Below are 20,605 nucleotides of genomic sequence, written 5' to 3'. Positions count from 1 at the left end.
ATTTGCATTTAATAAAAATCAAATATTTAAGAAAATAGATGCTGAAATTCGTTGAAATTGGAAAGAATTAAGAGTTGATTTATAATTGCACGACTTTAATTTAAAGAATAGTAAAGCGTAATAAATGAAGCTTTAAAATAATCTTAATCAGGTATTTGAATTTAAAATAATTAATTGTACTTTTGCAACCCCTTTATTGGGGATGGAATGTTTAATTAAAAATATATTATGGACGCATTAAGCTACAAGACACAATCAGCAAGCAAAGCCACCGTTACAAAAGAGTGGATCATTGTTGATGCAGATGGGCATAACTTGGGTCGTCTTGCTTCAAAAGTCGCAATGATTTTGAGAGGTAAGTACAAACCAAGTTACACACCACACGTCGACTGCGGAGATAACGTAATCGTTATCAACTCAGAGAAAATTAACCTTACAGGTAAAAAAATGGATGAAAAAACATACATCCGTCACACTGGTTACCCTGGAGGACAAAGAACTTTAACTGCTAAAGTATTGCAAGCAAAAAACCCTGCATTATTAGTAGAAAAAGCTGTAAAAGGAATGTTACCTAAAAACAAATTAGGAGCGGAACTTTTTAGAAATTTAAATGTTGTTGTAGGTTCAGAGCACAAACAAGGAGCTCAAAAACCTAAAACTGTTAACCTAAACGATCTTAAGTAATGGGAGTTATTCACAAAATCGGTAGAAGAAAAACCGCTGTTGCACGTGTTTATGTTTCGGAAGGAACAGGAGTTATCGTTGTAAACAAAAAACCTTTTGCAACTTATTTTCCAACAGCTACTTTACAGTACAAAGTTTTGCAAGCAATGTCATTAACAGACAATGTTTCTAACTATGATGTAAAAGTAAATGTTTACGGAGGTGGTTCAACAGGTCAAGCAGAAGCTGTGAGAATGGCTATTGCAAGAGTTATGTGTGAAGTTGGCGAAGGAAACAGAGCCATCTTGAAACCAGAAGGTTTATTGACAAGAGATCCAAGAATGGTTGAACGTAAGAAATTCGGTCAGAAGAAAGCTCGTAAGAGATTCCAATTCTCTAAACGTTAATAGTGCCTGTCTTGTTCTATTGGAACAAGGCATCGTTTATTTAATAAATTTAAAACAATGTTGTTGTTGTCAAGCTGAGGCTTGAAATTAGTTTAGCATCTAAATGGGTAAAAAAGTTAGAAGTTAGAAGTTAGAAGTTAGAAGTTTATTGGTAAATACAAATTGTATGAATTAGCCAAAAACGAATAACGAATATCGAATAACGAATAACCTTACAACACATTGCTAATCAACAGAACGTAAACTAAAGAAAAAATGTCAAACAAAGTAGAAGTAAAAGAATTACTAGAAGCAGGTGTTCACTTTGGACACATGACTAGAAAATGGGATCCAAATATGGCTCCATACATTTATATGGAACGTAATGGTATTCACATTATCAATCTATATAAAACTGCAGCAAAAATTGAAGAAGCGAATGACGCTTTGAAAAAAATCGCTGCATCAGGTAGAAAAATATTATTTGTTGCTACCAAAAAACAAGCAAAAGATATCGTTGCTGAAAAAGCAAAAGCTGCAAACATGCCTTACATCACAGAAAGATGGCCTGGGGGAATGCTAACTAACTTCGTAACTATCCGTAAAGCCGTTAAAAAAATGGCAACTATTGATAAAATGAAGAAAGATGGTACATTCATGACTCTTTCTAAAAAAGAGCGTTTGCAAGTTGATCGTCTTCGTGCTAAATTAGAGAAAAATTTAGGTTCAATTTCAGATATGTCAAGACTTCCAGCTGCGTTATTCGTAGTTGATATTAAAGCAGAACACATCGCGATTAAAGAAGCTCAAAAATTAAACATTCCAGTTTTTGCAATGGTTGATACCAATTCTGACCCAAGAGAGGTTGAATATGTAATTCCAGCAAATGATGATGCTTCAAAATCAATCGATAAAATTCTAACTTTAGTAACTGCTGCCATTATTGATGGACTTGCTAACAGAACTTCTGATAAAGAAGGGGATTCAGAAACTCCTGCTGCTGAAGTAGAAGCTGTTGAAGCTCCTGCTACCGTAGTTGAAGAAGTTGCTCCTGTAGCAGATGTTGAGGTTGTTGCTCCAGCTGTTGAAGCAGAAGTGGAAACTCCTGCAGCTGAAACACAAGCTCCTGCAACTGAAGAATAAAAAATATATTTAAAGATTGGAAGATTTAAAGATTACTTAATGTGTTGATTCAAAATTAGCATTATTTTTATTCTTTAAATTTTTCAGTCTTTTAATCTTTAAATTAAAAAATTATGGCAACTATAACTGCTGCAGACGTAAATAAATTAAGAACAATCACCGGTGCAGGTATGATGGACTGCAAAAAAGCATTAGTAGAATCTGATGGAGATTTTGATTTAGCAATTGAAAACCTTCGTAAGAAAGGTCAAAAAGTTGCCGCAAACAGATCAGACAGAGAATCTACTGAAGGAGCTGCAATTGCAGTTGTAAATGCTGCAAAAACTGCTGGTGTTGTTATCACATTAAACTGTGAAACTGACTTCGTAGGAATGAACGAAAGCTTTGTGAAAATGGCTACTGATATGGCTAATTTGGCTTTGAATTTCAATACTAAAGAAGAATTTTTAGCAGCTGATTTCAACGGAATTACTGTTGCTGATAAATTAATCGAGCAAACAGGAGTTATCGGTGAGAAATTGGAAATCAGAACTTTTGAAAAATTAGAAGGTGCTTTCATCGGATCATACATTCACTCTGGAAATAAAATTGCTACTTTAACTGCATTATCTGCAAATATTGAAGGAGCTGACGAAGTGGCTAGAAACGTATCTATGCAAGCGGCAGCAATGTCTCCAATCGCTTTGAACGAAGAAGGTGTAGATGCGGATATCATTTCAAAAGAAATTGAAATTGCCAAAGATGTTTTACGCCAAGAAGGTAAACCAGAAGCTATGTTAGAAAATATTGCAAAAGGTAAATTAGCACGTTTCTTTAAAGACAATACTTTAGTAAACCAAGATTATATCAAAGACAACAAAATGAGCGTTGCTGCTTATGTTCAATCTTTAGATAAAAACTTAGTGGTTACAGGTTTCAAAAGAGCAGCATTAGGATAAAACTAATTTTAGATTTTAGATTTCTGAGTTTAGATTTATAAATTAAAATTCCATTTTGAAGTAATTTGAAATGGAATTTTTTTATATTTGAAACTGTCAAAATAAATACGATGGAAGAAAAAATCAGGTGTAAATGGTGTGTAGGAATCGATATTTACGAAAAATACCACGATGAAGAATGGGGAGTTCCTGTTTACGACGACCAAAAATTATTTGAATTTCTTATTTTAGAAACCTTTCAGGCGGGATTGAGTTGGATTACAATATTAAAAAAAAGAGAAAACTTTCGATTGGCTTTTGACGACTTCGACTATTCAAAAGTAGCACAATATTCTGAAAAAAAAATCCAAGAATTAATCCTAAATCCGGGAATTATTCGCAACCAATTGAAGATTCGTTCTGCTGTTTCAAATGCTATTTTATTTATGAAAATACAGGAAGAATTTGGAAGTTTCAGCAATTACATTTGGGGTTTTGTAGATGGAAAACCTGTTGTTAACAACCCTAAAACGCTGAAAGAAATTCCCGCTACCACGCCACTTTCGGTTGCAATTAGCAAAGATTTAAAAAAAAGAGGCTTTAAATTTGTGGGGTCAACAGTAGTTTATGCTCATATTCAAGCCACGGGAATGGTAAACGACCACGTAGAAGACTGCTGGAAAAGGAGTTAAGAATCGGAGTTCAAAATCAGCATAAAATCTTCTCTTTCAATTTCTTTACAACCCAAACTTTCGAGGTGATCATTATAAACTTGACAATCTAATACTTTATAATTTTCCTTTTTTAATTGGTTTGCTAAAGTAATAAAAGCCACTTTGGAAGCATTACTCACTTTGGAAAACATACTTTCGCCACAGAAAACATGTCCCAAATCAATTCCATATAATCCGCCAACTAATTCTTCATTTTGCCAAACTTCAACAGATTTAGCAATGCCCAATTTATGAAGTTTGCAGTAAGCTTCAACCATTTCATCACTAATCCAAGTTCCTTTTTGCCCCTCTCGTTTTATAGAACGACAGTTGGAAATAACCGCTTTAAAATCTTGATTAAAAGTTACTTTAAAAACATTTCTATTGAGGATATTTCGCATACTTTTTGAAATAATTAAATCCTCGAAAAATAGAACCATTCTTGAACTCGGAGCCCACCAAAGTATAGGTTCTCCATGATTAAACCACGGAAAAATGCCGCTTTTATAAGCTAATAGTAATCTATCAGAAGATAAATTACCACCAACAGCAAGTATTCCTTCAGACGTGGCCTGAGTTACAGAAGGGAAATAAAGGACATCTGAAATCAGGTACATATTTACAAGTAAAAATTAAGTATAATTTGTTAGCAAAAAATAAAATTAAGCTAAATTTACAATATCTTTGGCGAAAATTTGTTTAAATGAAAAAATTAGTAATCCTGCTAACACTAATCTTTACTTCTCAGTTTATTATTTCTCAAATCAAAGATACTATTTCTAACAAATCCGACTTTCAAAGTTATACTAATTCAAATGGAGAGATATATACCTATAAAAAGCCAAGATTTTTAGAAATAATTACTCATGTTCCTAGCGATGTATATGGAACGGTTAAAGATTTCGGCATAAAAGAAAACTTAATTGCTTTAGGTGGCGCAACGGTTTTAACAGTAGCATTACTCCCCGCAGATCAATATTTATTAGACAATTCAAGATTGTTAGGCGAACAATTAGGTTTAAAAGATGTTGCTAGATATAATAATTTTGGTCCTTTAAGTAACATTCCTCCTAATATAACATCAGGGATTTATTTGATTGGAAATGGTACAACCCCATTATTATTGAGTATGGGATTTGCAACTTTTGGTTTAATAAATAAGGATTATCGCTCCTTAAATACAGCAACTGGACTTGTAGAAAGTCTAGCAGTTTGTGGCATTTTTAGTCAAACTATAAAACGTATTACCGGAAGACAAAGCCCAGCACCAGCAATGATAGATGGCAATCCAGGAGGTAATTGGAGTCCTTTTCCGAGTTTTAGTGCCTATTCATCAAGAACTCCTCAATATGACGCTATGCCATCAGGTCATTTGATGACTGCAACGGCTGCTTTGAATGTTATTATTGGAAATTATCCAGATAAAAAATGGATAAAACCAGTTGGTTATAGTTTAATTGGGTTATTAGGGTTTGAAATGGTTCAAGCCAATGTTCATTGGTATTCAGACTACCCAATTGCAATGGTTATGGGTTATATTATAGGTAAAAATATCGTGAAAAGTAAAATCATAAAAAGTAATTCTCCTTTAGATTCCCCAAAAAAATATACCTTCAATATGAATGCTTCCAGAAAATCTGGTTTTAATTTAATTGGGGCGACTGTATCTTTTTAATATATCAAAAATGAAAATAAAATTTTTAATTGCCCTCATTTTCTTATTAACTTTAACTGGAAATGCACAACAAAAAGACAGCATTTCTTCTATTAAAGATAACGTATCGTACAAGCATTTTATAATTCCTGCAGCACTAATTTCAAGTGGATTATTGTTAAAAAATACACCTATGAATAACAATTTACAAGGTAATTTTAGAGCTATTTTAGGAACAGATTTCCATACACAAGCGGATAATTATTTACAATATGAAGCAGTACTTCAAATTTATTGTGGTCGATATTTAGGTTTTAAACCAAAGAATGATTTTCTTCATCAAACGATAAATATTGCGATTTCAAATGCAATTATGGGTGGAATTGTTCAAACTATGAAACACACTTTCAAAGAAGAACGCCCAGACGGAAGTGACGAATTTAGTTTTCCATCTGGTCACACTGCTACTGCATTTACAAATGCTTCCTTGTTGTTTTACGAGTATAAAGATGCTAATATTTGGTATGCGAGTAGTGGATTTTTATTTGCAACAGCAACAGGATTTTTAAGAATTGCAAACAACAAACATTACACTTCAGATGTTCTTGCTGGTGCAGGAATTGGAACAGCTGTTGGACTTGCTGTTTCCTATTGGTGTCCCTTTAAATCGGTTACTTTAGGCAAAAATAAAACCCACGCCTTCATTTATCCTCAAATTGGAACAAATTATGGTATAGGTTTATTGATTAAAAATTGAGTTTAAACAGGTTTTAAATCCAATTTAACTTTTTTTAGAAAGGCAAATCATCGTGCTCTTCTTCTTTGAATGTTTCCGCTGGTGCAAATGCTTCGGCAGCTGGCATTGGTGGCGCTTGAGTTGGTGCAGCAGCAGCCAATCTTTCCACTCTCCAACCTTGAATTGCGTTGAAATATTTAGTCACACCTTGGGGATCAACCCATTCGCGACCTCTTATATTGATTGAAACTTTAACTGCTTCACCAACATTAAAACTATTTAACAAATCACATTTGTCTTGAACGAATTCAACTAAAATGTGTTGCGGATATTGTTCGTCAGTTGTAACAACTAATTCTCTTTTTAGGAAACTTCCAGTCCCTACATTTTTTGCTTCTCCAAGCATTTTGATTTTTCCTGATACTTCCATCTTAACTATTTTTATTATTATTTTATTCTCGTATTTAATTGGCTAACAATACTTTCCAAGCAGAATCAACGTCATTTTGGTTTAAATATTCCTTTGCTTTTTGGTGTTGTTTCAAAATATCATCTGCACTTAAAACCCCTTTTACTGCAAAATTTTGTTTGACAAATATATTAATTTCTTCTGTTGTTGGCAATGCTTCTATATTTCCTAATTTACCTAAATCATTACCGTCAAAAACAGTACTTTTTTTAATGAAATCTGGTATTTGATCTACCCCAATTCCTAATGTTGTTGATGGTTTTGCCACTTCAAATAATCCTTGATTGGCACGGGAATACCAATTGCCGCCCATTCTTGAAACCAGGTCTATTTTATAGGGATCAATGTTTCCATTTTCATCTAAAACGGACTCATGAATATGAATTTTAACGACTTCACAAATCACTAAATTTCCAGCACCACCTTGAGTTCCCAAGCTAATTATCTCATTGACTTTGCATTCAAATTGTACTGGGGATTGTGCCACACGATAAGGTTTTACAAGATCCGATGGAATTGCGGAAAATCCAGCTTTTAAAAATTCATTTACACCCTCAGCATATTCAGTACTTGACAATGATGTTTGTTGTACCATTTCAAAATTCACAACATTTATTACTACTTCGCGAGTCGCTTCGGCATTAATCAAAGTATGTTTGATAGAATTGTCACGAACACGTCTTGCCGGTGAAAAAATCAAAATCGGTGGATTCGCACTAAACACATTAAAAAAACTAAAAGGAGATAAATTTGGCTTACCATTTTTATCGATTGTACTAGCAAAAGCAATAGGACGAGGCCCTACAGAACTTTGTAAATAGCCCTGTAATCTTGCGGATGAAATGTCTTTTGGTTCGATGCTAATCATAAAAATCAATTTGAACAAATATAATAAAATGGATTCAGAAATTCAGAATTTTACAATCTAATATTCATACTTTAAATGGCAATATTATATTTCTGCATTCAAAATGATAATATTTCATTATATTTATCGTTGAATATCACTTTAGAAATAAGTTTATGCAGTTTTCGATCAAATGGAATTTTTCACGGTGGATTATTATTTTTTCCTCCTTTATAATTATCATTTTTATTCTTTGGAATACGTTCAACTTTTTTCAAATTTTCAAAAATGAAGAACGAATAAAAATGGAATATTGGGCGGAAGCTATTAAATCGCTCAACTATGGCGATGTCAATGCAAATACGGAACTTCCATTAAAGATTATTACAAATACTAACATCCCAATTATAGTTATTGAAAATGATTCGATAATTAACACAACAAATATTCCAAAAGAAATTGTTTTAGATAAAGTTAAAGTAGCAGATTATCTCAAGCATCTAAAAAATCAAAATGAACCCATAAAATTGCAATATGTTCCAGGAAAATTTCAATATTTTTATTACGGGAATTCAGAACTTTTAAACAATCTTATTTATTTTCCGATTGCCTTTTTGTTGATTATTGTCTTGTTTGCTTTACTGGTTTACAATTTTTATCGCAGCACAAAAATGGCAACAGAAAATAAACTTTGGGCTGGAATGGCAAAGGAAACTGCACATCAAATTGGCACGCCACTTTCCTCTTTAATTGGTTGGCTTGAAATATTAAAATCGGATACTATTGCTGAAACTACTGTTTTAGAAATCGAAAAAGACATAGTTAGACTACAAAGCATCACGGACAGATTTTCAAAAATTGGTTCCGAACCTATATTAGAAAAGAAAGATATTATCTCCGAAACTGAAAAATCATTCGCTTATTTGCAATCTAGATTTTCAAAACAAGTCATTTTTTCATTCACCGCTCCTGAATTTCCAATCTCAGTATCGCTTAATCCGGCTTTGTTTAGCTGGACAATTGAAAACTTAGTAAAAAACGCCATCGACGCAATGCGAGGGCGAGGAAAATTAAACGTAGTTATTGAATTGGAAGGGGAATTTGTAAAAATAAAAGTGTCCGATACAGGCAAAGGAATCCCAAAAAATCAATTCAAAACCGTATTTGAACCTGGATTTACAACTAAAAAAAGAGGTTGGGGATTGGGACTTTCGCTAACAAAACGTATCGTAGAAGAATACCACAATGGAAAAGTAAAAGTCTTACAATCTGAAATTAATAAGGGTACAACGATGCAAATTAGTTTTAGAAAGGCTTAAAAAGCGATAAATTGAAACTTAATCTTTATAAATTCTCTTGTATTTTCTTAACCAAAGCTTCAAATTGTTCTTTACTCAAACTTACTTTGTTTTGGAATCGCATTTCGTCCATTTCATTCAACGGAATTAAATGAACGTGTGCGTGGGGAACTTCTAAACCAATTACACTCATGCCAATTCTTTTGCAAGGAACTGCTTTTTCAAGAGCAATTGCAATTTTTTTCGAGAACTTCATTAATCCTAAATAAAGGGCATCGTCCAAATCGAAAATTTTGTTGATTTCTTGCTTTGGAATGCACAAAGTGTGACCAATCGCATTTGGATTTACATCTAAAAAAGCAAGAAAATTTTCATCTTCAGCGATTTTATAACACGGGATTTCACCGTTTACGATTTTTGTAAAAATACTTGACATAGAAGAAATGTTAAATTGTTTAACTGTTTAATTGTTTAGTTGTAAAAACGGTTAATCGAATTAACAACTAAACGATTCAACTATTTAATCTCTCGAAATTTCTAATATTTCAAACTTCAAAACACCATTTGGAACGGTGATTTCTGCTACTTCACCTACAGATTTCCCCAACAAACCTCTACCAATTGGCGAAGTTACAGATATTTTACCTGTTTTTAAATCGGCTTCACTTTCTGCTACCAAGGTATATTTCATCTCCATTCCGTTTGTTAAATTTTTGATTTTAACATTCGACAAAACCAATACTTTTGAAACATCTAAATGCGTTTCATCGATTAATCTGGCGTTGGAATGCACCTCTTCCATTTTAGCAATTCGCATTTCTAACATTCCTTGCGCTTCTTTGGCAGCGTCATATTCAGCGTTTTCTGATAAATCGCCTTTGTCTCGTGCTTCTGCTATATCTGCGGATGCTTTTGGACGCATCACACTCTTCAAATAATCTAATTCTTCTCTTAATTTCTTTAATCCTTCTGCGGTGTAATACGATACTGTACTCATAATTTCATAATTTATATAAAATAGAAAAAATCCCATCAGGACGGGATTTCTTTTTGCAAAGATAGTTGTTATTTCTTTTAGTCAAATAAATATATGTTAATCATATATAATTCAAAGTTAAATAAATTAAATTTGTTTCAACTATTCTTTTAATAAAATTTAAAAAATGAAAAAATACATATTCCTACTTTTATTACCTATTCTGTGGAATTGCGATAGTGGAACCTTCAATAATCACAATCCAAATATTCCTAATTATAGTTTTTCCGTTGAAATAAACACTGATTTACCTACGTATAACAGCTTAAAATTTGTGAGCAACGGCAAATATATTCCAAATGCAGGTGCTCGTGGCGTTATCGTTTTCAATAATGGAAATGGATATGTTGCTTATGATGCTGCGTGTCCAAATCAAGCGATAAGTTCGTGTTCGACGATGTCCGTTCGTGGAATAAATGCGTTTTGCAGTTGTGATAATGCCGTATACAATCTGTTTTCTGGGCAATGTTCAGGGAAAGAATATCTAATGAAACCATATCGCGTGGAAACAAATGGCACGATTATCAGAATTTATAATTAAAAAAACCCTTGAAAATTACTTAACAAGGGTTTTGATAAGCTGATTTTTACTATTAACCTGAGTTCGATTATTATTGCATTAATAATCAACGATTTAAGTTTATGTATTTGTCCTGCAAGGTCTTTTTTTGACCTTGTAGGTATAAAATACTTGAAAATCATATACCTACAAGGTTTTTGAAACCTTGCAGGACTTAAAACTTATTGAAAATCAAAATTTTATTAATCGAATTCAGGTTATTAAAATTTCAATGTGATTCCTGCCAAGAAATTAATTCCTGCCTGAGGATAATATCCTGCGCCGTCTACTGTAGTTGTTGTTCCTGGGCTTGTCCAAGTATCGTCATAGGTGTAATAATAGCCGTTGGAAACATATTTATAATTCAATAAATTATTTACTAAAACTGAAAATAATATTGATTTAAACACTTTTTTTGTTTGGATTTCATAGGCTACATTCAAATCATTCACGAAATACCTTTTTAATTCAGATATTTTAGAATCTATATTTCCCATAAATTGTTTGCCAACAAACTTGGACAAAACGCTAAATTGCAAGTTTCCGCTTGGCGCAAATGTCAAGCAGTTTCCCGCCACAACATTTGGTGAAAAAGCGATATTTGTATTTCCGAAATTCTGCAAAATACCATCTTTTTTAAAATAATATTTTTGATTTTTATTTTCGCTAAATGCTATATTTGGACGTACCAACCATTTTTCTGAAAGATACAAAGTCGCATCAATTTCCAATCCCAATCTGTAGCTGTCGCCAACATTTTCACGCAAAGGCGAACCCACGTCATTCAAAGCACCCGTTAGAACCAACTGATTTTTATATTTCATATAATAAGCCGTAACATTCAATTTTGATTTTTCTGAATTTAATCTCCACCCCAATTCAAAATCGTTCAACTGCTCTGGTTTTGGCGTTCCACTTGCATAATCATCACGGTTTGGTTCTCTATTGGCACGTGCAAAAGAAAAATATAGGGAGTTTTTAGAATTCAAATCATAATTTAAACCCGCCTTTGGATTGAAGAAATTGAAATTGTCATTTACTAATCCCGTTTCTAAACTATTGGCTTTATAATGAACATTTCTGAGTTGTAAATCGCCATAAAGACTAATTTTTGGAGTTATTCGATAGTTTGCCTTCGCAAATATGTTTCCGTCTGTTTTACTCGCATAATCGTCATAATAATGATCTCCTAATTCACTTTGAGAAGCAAATCGAGCCCAAATAACTTTTCCAAAATGAGCTCCTTCGTATTTATTATAAGCACCACCAATAATCAAATTCAGCTTTTCATCTTTATAATTCGATGAAAAAGTAGTACCATAAAAATCATTATCCAACCATTTTTGACGAATCAAATCAGTTGAAACTTCAGAACCAACGGGAACTAAGCCATAATCGGAAAAAGCAGCATTTTCTTTATAATTTTCATAATATCCTTTGCCTTTGGTGTAATGAAACGCTAAATTGGTATTCCATTTTTCTGAGAATTTTTCATTCCAATGCAACTGATAATGATCTTGTTGGTAGTTGTCTGTTTCATTGTCATAGAATCGAGTTTTACCAAATTGATCTGTGTACATTCCTGCCGAATTGAAAGTTCTATTGTTGATTAATGTTTCACCATCAATTCCATTCCAAGATTGGTACGTTTTTTCTTTTCCACCAAAAGCCAATGCTTTTATTAAGGTTGTTTTTCCAACATAAGTCCCTTGAAGGAAATAAGATTTCAAGTCAGAACTTGCTCTGTCCACATAGCCATCAGATTTCAAAACAGACAAACGACCTGCAATTTCAATATTATTATTTAATAATCCCGTGCTGAATTTTACAGTATTTTTTCTTGAATTAAAACTTCCCGCTGAATTTGAAATTTCACCGCTACTCACTTTGGAATAGTTATCCGTAAGCATATTTAAGCTTGCGCCAAATGCTCCCGAACCATTCGTTGAAGTTCCAACCCCGCGCTGCAACTGAATACTTTCAAGCGACGAAGCAAAATCTGGCATATTTACCCAATACGTTCCTTGACTTTCAGAATCGTTGTATGGAATCCCATTTATAGTAATATTTACACGAGTTGCGTCGCTTCCACGAACACGAATTCCTGTGTAACCAATGCCGTTTCCTGCATCTGATGTCGTTACAACCGAGGGCATATAATTCATTAAAATTGGAATATCCTGCCCTAAATTTCGAGTTTTCAATTCTTTTTTGTTCAAATTGCTGAATGTTACGGGCGTTTTTGAATCTACACGAATTGCTGAAACTAAAACAGCGTCGAGTTCGTTGATTTTCGTAGTGTCTTTTTTAATTTCTTGAGAAAAAGAGAAGAAAGTAGTACTTAAAAAGATAAAAGATAAGAGACGAAAAAATAATAGATTAGTAGGTTTCGTTCTTTTTGTTTGTAATTTGATAACGTTTTTCATTCGTAAATTGTTTACGAATAACAAGGGGGGAATTATTCTTTTGTTAAATTAAATTGGTTGTTCTTATGACAAATAAATAGTGTGCACGCTATTTTTGTCATTTTTTCCCTTGGCAGCATTACCTGCCCAGGTTCTTTGGGTATAATCTCAGCTGTCAATCCATTTCTGGAATCTAGCACCCCTTTGAGACGGAGCAAAATTAATTATAAATTGTGGATTATGAATTAAGAATTGCAAAAAATTTAAAATTCTGGTTTTTTCCTATTTTTCTTAATCTCGGATAGATTTTTTTTGTCTTTAATCCGTTTTCTAATTACCGATTTAGGGATTTTAGTAGCCTTTCTTGTTTTTGGAATATGCAATCCTTGCTCCATAATCGATAAAAATCGTTTAATAACAATTCCTTTGTTTTTGAGTTGGCTTCTGTCCTCGTCACAATTTAGAATTAGAACTAAATCGGAGGTCAATCTTGAAGTTAATTTCGTTTCAAGGCGCCATTTTTCTTCCTCGGACAAGGCTTGAGAATTTTTTAAATCAAAAGACAAAACCACTTTTGAGGAAACCTTATTTACATTTTGCCCACCTGCACCGCTGCTTCTAACTGCTTTGAACTGCAATTCTGCAATTAATTTGTCTTTTTCCATTATTGCGGATAGCTTTTAATTATTTTTGTTGGTGTGCGGCTTTCAATAAGTCATTTACCGTTTTCACAGGATTGAACGTAATCAATGGAACTTCAACAAAAACAGTAATCCAATTAGCCATTGCGCCGTTCCATAATCCGGGTAATTCATAGCCTTTTAGCGGTTTTCCATCTTTGTTTTTATCAACGATGAAGCCACTATTTACGTCTATATAGTTTCTCAAATCGAATTTTGAACCTTTGTAATCCTTGATAGCACAAACCAAATCTACAGGATTAAAGTGAGTTGCGTTTTTAGCAATTGAAGCCTGATTTTCATTGGCTAAATCAATTTGTGATGTTTCCACAATTTGCAAAGTTGCATTTCCTTTGGAATTATTTACCCAAAATGGACCGCCACCAGGTTCGCCTTCATTTTTTACCATTCCACAAACACGAATTGGTCGGTTCAATACTTCTTTCAAATAAATAATTTTGTGTTCTAAAGCATATTTTGAAAAGTCTGAAATTACTTTGTTATTTAACTTTTTATCTAAAAAAATCTCGATTTCATCAATTTCATTTTCAGATATTTTATCAAGTTTCGACAAATAATTGGCTATTTTTCGTTGCAATTCAATCAAAATTCCAGCCAACGCTTTTTTGTATAATGCTATTACTTCCGATTCATTTTGAATAACATTATCGATGTTTTTTATGAAAACGATATCCGCATCCAATAAATTTAGATTTTCAATTAAAGCACCGTGACCACCAGGTCTAAAAACTAATTTGTCATAACCGTCTCTAAAAGGAATATTGTTCAAATCAACAGCAATGTTGTCTGTTTCTGACTTTTGATGCGAAAAATTAATTACAATTTTTATATTGTGTTCAAGTTCAATTTTGCTTTTGACTTTATTTAATGTCTTTTCAAATTGGGATTTATGAATTTCTGAAACCGTAAAGTGTAGATTAGCATTTCCGTCGGAACTCGCATATAAAACACTTTCTATCAGATGCTCTTCTATTGGAGTTGCAACATGATTTTTGTAATTGTGAAATGGTAAAATACCTTTCGGTTTATTAGCGTAATCAAAATGTTCTACATCCAACATAAATTTTATGAACTTATAATTTTTTTGGTCTTTATTCCAAGAATCAAAATCAATATGCGTTTCTCGAAGTTGTTTTTCAATTGTTTTAAAGAACGGAAATTTCTCTAATCCGGCTAAAAAAAGTGACAAATTATTTGCCTTTTTTCTATTAGTATAAGCATTAATAGATTCATTTTCGATATCAAATTCATTCAGAAATTCTTTTAAAAATTTAAACATTCTACTGGCTGCTCCTGATGCAGGCACAAACTTTTTTAGTTTTAGTTTGTCTTTTTTAGTGTCAAAATAATTTGAATACTTTTGAAATTCTTCTTTTGTCAATTTCAGAATTCCATCATTTATTACTGCTGGTCGGTTTAAATTTGCTTTAGCAATTCCATTTTTGAAAACATTTAACTGCTTCTCAATTGTAGTAAGTGGGATTCCCGTTTCTAAAATTTGTAGGTAATCTTGACCCGAAAAACCTAGTTCCATGGCTTTAGTAAGCTCTTCAATAATTGCAATTGCTTTTTGAAATCGCATTTTTGGATTGCCGGAAAGCACAATAAAAGGCTTGTTGTTATCAATTAATGCTTGTTTGAATTTCTCAAAAGTTTCAACTCTATTATTTGGAGTATCACGCAAATCGTCTTGTTCCCAAGGTACATCAATATCGGTAAGAAAAAATAAATCGTACTTATGTTTTCTAGCAGCTTTATCTAATTTTGAATCGCAAAATCCATAATAAATCTCAGAGAAAACTTTAGTAATCATTAAGCACGTATCGGCAAAAAGGTAGGTATTGGCTTTTTGCAAGGCGCTATTTTCGAGTTTCATTTGCCCAATTGCGATGGGCAATAAATCTTCGGCGGTACAAATTTCTTTTTTAGTATTCCATTTTTCCTGTAAATAATCGCGTGCAAATTCGGCAGCCCAAACCGTGTTGAAATGGTTGGCTAATTGCTTTGCTAATGTAGTTTTTCCTGTACTTTCAGGTCCGTAAATCGCAATTTTTACTATTTCGTTTCCAGTAATCTGGAGTTGTTTAAGGTTTTCTTCCATTCTAAATAGCCGTAAAAGGCAATAATTGTAAATAGTATATATTGTATGCTTGTAAATGTATATCCTTTGAAAAAATACATTGGAATTGAGATAATATCTCCAATAATCCACAAAATCCAATTTTCAATTTTACGCTTGGCCATGAGCCACATTCCTGCAAAGAAAATCCCTGTAACCAACGTGTCAACATACGCCGACCAAGTTGTAAATTTATTAAAAAATAGATACACTACTACCACAAATACGATAGTTGTTATAAAAATAATAAATGCAATAGATTTTTCCTTATTTGAAAGTGTAGCTATTGGATATTCATCTTCTCCTTCCTTTTTTCGAGTCCATAAATACCAGCCGTAAATACTCATTATAAAATAGTATCCGTTGATCATCATATCGCCTAATAATGACCATTTCCATAACAAATATACATAAATTGACGTGCTTATTATTCCTGTTGGAAAAACTAAAATATTGTCTTTTTTAGCATACCAAACACTTAATAATCCAAAAATTACGGCTGTAATTTCAAGATAAATTTCAAATATGGGATAATCCTTATATTGATGAAATAGATATTCTATCATTTTGTTTTATTGTAAAATTAGTTTTTTTCGAATACAAATACCAAAGTGAAATTTTCAATTTCCTCAAAATGAAACGAAAAATCTTCTGTTTTATTTTGAAAATGTAAACTTGCACTCCCTGATTTATCATTTATTTCAAATGATTTTGCTAGAATGTGGTTTTTGAAACTGATTCCGGTTTCATTACAGATTTTGAAAATTGATTCTTTGACTCCCCAAATCACGGTTAATTTCTTGATATAGTTTTCTTTGTTTTCTTTGTCAAGGAAGTCAAATTCTGAAAGGAGAAATTTATCTGCGATTTTGATTATTTTTTCTCTTTGTAATTCAATGTCGATTCCCGCTTTTTGGGCGCTAATTATGATTGTCGAAAATTCGTGAGAATGAGAAATTGAAATGTGTTTTCCGTCTTTGAGATGTGGTTTTCCGAATTCGTCGTATTCCAAATCAAAATCGGTGTAGCCTTTTTCTTGTAATAATTTGCGTACGCTCAAAAAAGCACGCTGGTGCAATTCCGATTTCATTCCGTTGAACCGAATTGTGTTTGTTGCATTTAAAGTTACTTCGTTGCGCAATTGTTCCAAAGACTCGGTTATTTTCCAAACGAGAATTTGGGTTGTTGGACTGTAATTGATGGTTTTATAAAGTGGCATTTTAAGAATTATGAGTTAAGAATTGTGAGTTATGAGTTATGAATTTCATAATTACTACTGATTTTTATCCCTGACCTGCCTGACTGCCGGTAGCTGCAAAAAAATCGTATTGTTTCTATTAGTTGATTAAAATTCAATTCTTTATAAAATAAACACTTCATAAATATTTATGAAAATTATTAATTCACAAAGTTAATACGTAAATTTGCGAAAATTTTATAATTACAAATATACTATAAATGAGTACAGCAACTATGCCTTATGTGGCTTTCAAAGTAAAAGACATTTCTCTAGCGGCTTGGGGAAGAAAAGAAATTGAATTGGCTGAAGCTGAAATGCCAGGTTTAATGGCGCTTCGTGCGGAATACAAAAACGAACAACCGCTTGCCGGTGCTCGTATTGCCGGATGTTTGCACATGACAATACAAACTGCGGTTTTAATTGAAACCTTAATTGCTTTGGGTGCGGAAGTAACTTGGAGTTCGTGTAATATTTTCTCTACTCAAGATCAAGCTGCTGCTGCAATTGCTGCTGCAGGAATTCAGGTTTATGCTTGGAAAGGGTTGAACGAACCTGATTTTGACTGGTGTATCGAACAAACTTTGTTCTTTGGAGAAGACAGAAAACCCTTGAATATGATTTTAGATGATGGTGGAGATTTAACGAATATGGTTATTGACCGTTACCCAGAATTGATTGCTGGAATCAAAGGATTGTCTGAAGAAACTACCACTGGAGTTCACAGATTATACGAAAGAGTAAAAGCGGGAACGTTGCCAATGCCAGCAATTAACGTGAATGATTCGGTTACAAAATCGAAATTCGACAATAAATATGGTTGTAAAGAATCGGCAGTTGATGCGGTTCGTCGTGCAACTGATATTATGCTTGCTGCAAAAAGAGTAATCGTTTGTGGATATGGCGATGTTGGAAAAGGAACAGCTGCTTCTTTTAGAGGCGCTGGATCTATAGTAACAGTTACTGAAATTGACCCAATTTGTGCGCTTCAAGCGGCAATGGATGGTTTTGAAGTTAAAAAATTAGACACGGTTATTGCAACTGCAGATATTATTATTACCACTACTGGAAATAAAGATATTGTTTTGGGTTCTCATTTCGAGAAAATGAAAGACAAAACTATCGTTTGTAACATTGGGCATTTTGACAACGAAATAGATATGGGTTGGTTGAACAAAAACCACGGTGCATCAAAAGTGGAAATCAAACCACAAGTGGACAAATATACCATTGCTGGAAATGATATTATCATTTTAGCCGAGGGTCGTTTGGTAAACCTTGGTTGCGCTACAGGTCACCCAAGTTTTGTAATGAGTAACTCCTTCACTAACCAAACTTTAGCTCAAATTGAATTGTGGAAAAACAGCGCGGCTTACAACAATGAAGTGTATATGTTACCAAAACATTTGGACGAAAAAGTGGCAATGTTGCACTTGGCTAAATTAGGTGTTGAATTAGAAACTTTACGTGTGGATCAAGCTGATTATATTGGAGTTCCCGTTGAAGGACCATTTAAACCAGAGTATTACAGATATTAATCAAGACTTCTTAGAAAGTTAGATTTCGAGATAATTAGACAAACTCTTGCAGGAAACTGAAATAAATTCAGTTTGAATGTGAGGGTTTTTTTGTGTCTCTAAAATTTTCTGCTAAAATGGTTATGATTTTAAATGGGTGTTTATAAACATTATTACATTTATCAATGTATTTAATGTTACCTTTGAATGCTAAAATTTTCAAAATGATCAAAAACACATTTTTTGTAACTTCATTGTTATGGAGTTTTTTTACTTATAGTCAAGTCGTTATTAATGAATTAGACCCGGATACAAACTCAACAGATGTAAAAGAATTTATCGAATTAAAATCTAACACTCCTAATTTTGCATTAGATGGTTATGTAATTGTTTTTTACAATGCGGGGAGCACAAGTCCTTATTCGGGCACATCAAGTTATTATGCAATAGATTTAGACGGTTTAGTAACTGATATAAATGGTATTATTTTACTTGGAAATCTTCAGGTTTCTCCCTCGGCATCCTATATTATTCCTCAAAACACAATACAAAATGGACCAGATGCAGTAGCAATTTATTTAGGTAATGCTTCAGATTTTCCAATAAATACTTTAGCAACTGCTACTAATTTAATTGATGCATTAGCCTACAGTAATAGTGGAACCACTTCACCAACAGCATTAATGGTAATTTTGGGAGAAACTGTTTGTTACAATGAAAATGTTAATGGATTGGCATCAACTCAATCTATTCAAAGAAAATCGGATGGAACATATGAAGTAAAAGTACCTACTCCAAGAGCTAATAATGATGGCTCTGGAATTATATATAATGGAATTACAGTTACTTATACTTCAAATTCAATTACTGAAGGTCAGAATTTTAATATTACATTTTCAACAGATACACCAGTATTAAGTACATTAAATTTTTCAATCTCTTTGAACAATGGAAGTTTTAATGCTGCAGATTTTTCAGGAAATTTAAACATATCGATTCCTGTAGGCACTACTTCTGCTTCTACAACTATTCAAATTTTAAATGATGGAGTTAACGAAGGTGACGAAAATATGAAAATAACACTTGGAGTGGTTCCAAGTGACTATGTGATTTTAAACAATAACATTTCAATTAGAATTCACGATATTAATTTTATAGTTCGTGCGTGGGGAACACCTATACATCCAACGCACGGATTATGTATAAGTACTGCTCCAGTTGGATATTACAGTACTTTGGAAGGAAAATCAGGATTGGCTTTAAAACAAGCTATTCAAGATATTATTTCAAATCCAAATCTAGTACGTGTTCAAAATTATGGGGATGCTTATGCCGTTTTAAAGGATGCAGACCAAAATCCAGAAAATAGTGGACAGGTTTGGATGATATATGATGAACAACCCATCTCTAAAATTGATTATCAAACAGATAATAGTATTATTGGTAAATGGAATAGAGAACATGTATATTGTCAATCTAGATTAGGAATTCCATCTACCTTTTCACCTAATGGAACTTCAGACGGAATAAATATTTGGCGACTAACTACGGGTTTAAATGATATAGAAGCCAGTCACGATGATACCCATCACATTCGGGCTGTTGGTGGTCAGGAAAATAGTTCTAGAAATAATAGAAATTATGGGGTAGATTATAACGGACCCTCAGGATCATTAGGGAGTTGGCACGGTGATGTAGCTCGTTCCGTTTTTTATATGGCACTAAGATACAATGGATTGAATGTAGAAAATGGGAATCCATCGGATACTCCGGCAGGTCATATAGGTGACTTAGCAACTTTGTTGACTTGGAACGCAACGGATGCTTCAGACGATTATGAAATGAACAGAAATAATGTGGTTTATACTTGGCAGATGAATAGAAATCCATTTATTGATTACCCTCTTTTAGCAGATTATATCTGGGGAACTCGAACAGGACAAACATGGTCTTTTGCTCTTTCTACAGATAACTTTGACGATTTAAATGTTTCAATTTATCCAAATCCTGCTCAGAATCAAATAACTATTTCTGGTTTAAATCAAGAAAGTACTTTTGAAATTTTTGACCTTTCTGGTATGAAATTAAAGACGGCAACTTTTAACGGAACAACTCAGTTGGACATAAATTTAGCATCAGGCATATACCTTGCTAAAATTTTATCAGAAAATAAGACAATTATAAAAAAATTGATTATCAATTAAT

At 33.0% G+C, this 20,605-nt stretch carries 21 protein-coding genes; 11 read left to right on the top strand and 10 right to left on the bottom strand.

The window, feature by feature from the left end:
* Positions 1 to 228 precede the first annotated feature (228 nt).
* The 5 genes from rplM (at position 229) to AC9UEH_RS06120 (ending at position 3,801) form a co-directional block, all read left to right on the top strand.
* Positions 229 to 684 carry a 50S ribosomal protein L13 gene (gene rplM / locus AC9UEH_RS06140; protein ID WP_509529632.1) on the top strand — a complete coding sequence of 152 codons (456 nt, stop codon included), beginning with the start codon at positions 229 to 231 and terminating at the stop codon, positions 682 to 684.
* Positions 684 to 1,070, top strand: a complete 387-nt coding sequence (gene rpsI, locus AC9UEH_RS06135) for a 30S ribosomal protein S9 (protein ID WP_509529629.1) — start codon at positions 684 to 686, stop codon at positions 1,068 to 1,070. Before rplM ends, rpsI begins: the two co-directional genes overlap by 1 nt.
* A gap of 255 nt (positions 1,071 to 1,325) precedes the next feature.
* Entirely contained in the window at positions 1,326 to 2,192 is an 867-nt protein-coding gene (gene rpsB / locus AC9UEH_RS06130; RefSeq protein ID WP_509529626.1) for a 30S ribosomal protein S2, read from the top strand.
* A gap of 113 nt (positions 2,193 to 2,305) precedes the next feature.
* Positions 2,306 to 3,130, top strand: coding sequence for a translation elongation factor Ts (tsf, locus tag AC9UEH_RS06125; protein WP_509529623.1), 825 nt, complete (start codon positions 2,306 to 2,308; stop codon positions 3,128 to 3,130).
* Between the two features lie 110 nt (positions 3,131 to 3,240).
* Positions 3,241 to 3,801 (top strand): DNA-3-methyladenine glycosylase I, encoded by a 561-nt coding sequence (locus AC9UEH_RS06120; RefSeq protein WP_509529620.1) that lies wholly within the window; start codon positions 3,241 to 3,243, stop codon positions 3,799 to 3,801.
* Here the strand turns inward: AC9UEH_RS06120 and aat are convergent.
* Positions 3,798 to 4,439, bottom strand: a complete 642-nt coding sequence (aat, locus tag AC9UEH_RS06115) for a leucyl/phenylalanyl-tRNA--protein transferase (protein WP_509529617.1) — start codon at positions 4,437 to 4,439, stop codon at positions 3,798 to 3,800. The two genes, AC9UEH_RS06120 and aat, sit on opposite strands and share 4 nt — an antisense overlap.
* Before the next feature lie 86 nt (positions 4,440 to 4,525).
* On the opposite strand from aat, the gene AC9UEH_RS06110 reads away from it, so the two are divergent.
* Positions 4,526 to 5,497, top strand: a complete 972-nt coding sequence (locus AC9UEH_RS06110; protein WP_509529615.1) for a phosphatase PAP2 family protein — start codon at positions 4,526 to 4,528, stop codon at positions 5,495 to 5,497.
* A 10-nt stretch (positions 5,498 to 5,507) separates the two neighbouring features.
* Positions 5,508 to 6,233 (top strand): phosphatase PAP2 family protein, encoded by a 726-nt coding sequence (locus tag AC9UEH_RS06105; protein WP_509529612.1) that lies wholly within the window; start codon positions 5,508 to 5,510, stop codon positions 6,231 to 6,233.
* A gap of 34 nt (positions 6,234 to 6,267) precedes the next feature.
* Here AC9UEH_RS06105 and AC9UEH_RS06100 read toward each other — a convergent pair whose 3' ends face one another.
* On the bottom strand, positions 6,268 to 6,642 hold the full coding sequence (locus AC9UEH_RS06100; RefSeq protein WP_509529609.1) for a DUF3127 domain-containing protein: 375 nt from the start codon (positions 6,640 to 6,642) through the stop codon (positions 6,268 to 6,270).
* Between the two features lie 34 nt (positions 6,643 to 6,676).
* Positions 6,677 to 7,549, bottom strand: a complete 873-nt coding sequence (locus tag AC9UEH_RS06095; protein ID WP_509529606.1) for a flavin reductase family protein — start codon at positions 7,547 to 7,549, stop codon at positions 6,677 to 6,679.
* Positions 7,550 to 7,704: 155 nt separating this feature from the next.
* Here AC9UEH_RS06095 and AC9UEH_RS06090 point away from each other — a divergent pair, with 155 nt between their 5' ends.
* The gene (locus AC9UEH_RS06090; protein ID WP_509529603.1) at positions 7,705 to 8,847 is read left to right on the top strand and encodes a sensor histidine kinase; all 1,143 of its coding nucleotides are present in this window, start codon (positions 7,705 to 7,707) and stop codon (positions 8,845 to 8,847) included.
* A gap of 25 nt (positions 8,848 to 8,872) precedes the next feature.
* On the opposite strand, the gene AC9UEH_RS06085 is transcribed toward AC9UEH_RS06090, so the two are convergent.
* On the bottom strand, positions 8,873 to 9,262 hold the full coding sequence (locus AC9UEH_RS06085; protein WP_509529600.1) for an HIT family protein: 390 nt from the start codon (positions 9,260 to 9,262) through the stop codon (positions 8,873 to 8,875).
* An 84-nt stretch (positions 9,263 to 9,346) separates the two neighbouring features.
* Positions 9,347 to 9,823 carry a transcription elongation factor GreA gene (gene greA / locus AC9UEH_RS06080; protein WP_509529597.1) on the bottom strand — a complete coding sequence of 159 codons (477 nt, stop codon included), beginning with the start codon at positions 9,821 to 9,823 and terminating at the stop codon, positions 9,347 to 9,349.
* A gap of 166 nt (positions 9,824 to 9,989) precedes the next feature.
* On the opposite strand from greA, the gene AC9UEH_RS06075 reads away from it, so the two are divergent.
* On the top strand, positions 9,990 to 10,403 hold the full coding sequence (locus AC9UEH_RS06075; protein WP_509529595.1) for a Rieske (2Fe-2S) protein: 414 nt from the start codon (positions 9,990 to 9,992) through the stop codon (positions 10,401 to 10,403).
* Between the two features lie 239 nt (positions 10,404 to 10,642).
* Here the strand turns inward: AC9UEH_RS06075 and AC9UEH_RS06070 are convergent, their stop codons facing one another.
* The 5 genes from AC9UEH_RS06070 to AC9UEH_RS06050 all read right to left on the bottom strand — a co-directional run bounded on the left by AC9UEH_RS06070 (position 10,643) and on the right by AC9UEH_RS06050 (position 16,865).
* Positions 10,643 to 12,847: a TonB-dependent receptor gene (locus AC9UEH_RS06070; RefSeq protein ID WP_509529593.1), complete on the bottom strand. Its 2,205-nt coding sequence runs from the start codon at positions 12,845 to 12,847 to the stop codon at positions 10,643 to 10,645.
* A gap of 242 nt (positions 12,848 to 13,089) precedes the next feature.
* Complete coding sequence (gene arfB, locus AC9UEH_RS06065; RefSeq protein WP_509529590.1) at positions 13,090 to 13,491, bottom strand: alternative ribosome rescue aminoacyl-tRNA hydrolase ArfB; 402 nt, start codon at positions 13,489 to 13,491, stop codon at positions 13,090 to 13,092.
* 19 nt (positions 13,492 to 13,510) lie between these two features.
* Positions 13,511 to 15,628, bottom strand: coding sequence for a DUF4301 family protein (locus AC9UEH_RS06060; protein WP_509529588.1), 2,118 nt, complete (start codon positions 15,626 to 15,628; stop codon positions 13,511 to 13,513).
* On the bottom strand, positions 15,583 to 16,212 hold the full coding sequence (pnuC, locus tag AC9UEH_RS06055; RefSeq protein WP_509529586.1) for a nicotinamide riboside transporter PnuC: 630 nt from the start codon (positions 16,210 to 16,212) through the stop codon (positions 15,583 to 15,585). Before pnuC ends, AC9UEH_RS06060 begins: the two co-directional genes overlap by 46 nt.
* 17 nt (positions 16,213 to 16,229) lie before the next feature.
* Entirely contained in the window at positions 16,230 to 16,865 is a 636-nt protein-coding gene (locus AC9UEH_RS06050; protein ID WP_509529584.1) for a 4'-phosphopantetheinyl transferase family protein, read from the bottom strand.
* A 239-nt stretch (positions 16,866 to 17,104) separates the two neighbouring features.
* Between AC9UEH_RS06050 and ahcY the strand changes: the two genes are divergently transcribed.
* The gene (gene ahcY / locus AC9UEH_RS06045) at positions 17,105 to 18,421 is read left to right on the top strand and encodes an adenosylhomocysteinase (protein ID WP_509529582.1); all 1,317 of its coding nucleotides are present in this window, start codon (positions 17,105 to 17,107) and stop codon (positions 18,419 to 18,421) included.
* 203 nt (positions 18,422 to 18,624) lie between these two features.
* Positions 18,625 to 20,604, top strand: coding sequence for a T9SS type A sorting domain-containing protein (locus tag AC9UEH_RS06040; protein WP_509529580.1), 1,980 nt, complete (start codon positions 18,625 to 18,627; stop codon positions 20,602 to 20,604).
* Position 20,605: the final 1 nt, after the last annotated feature.

It is taken from the genome of Flavobacterium sp., assembly GCF_040402835.1.
Classification (GTDB): domain Bacteria; phylum Bacteroidota; class Bacteroidia; order Flavobacteriales; family Flavobacteriaceae; genus Flavobacterium.
This window is presented reverse-complemented; position numbering and strand designations above follow the sequence as displayed.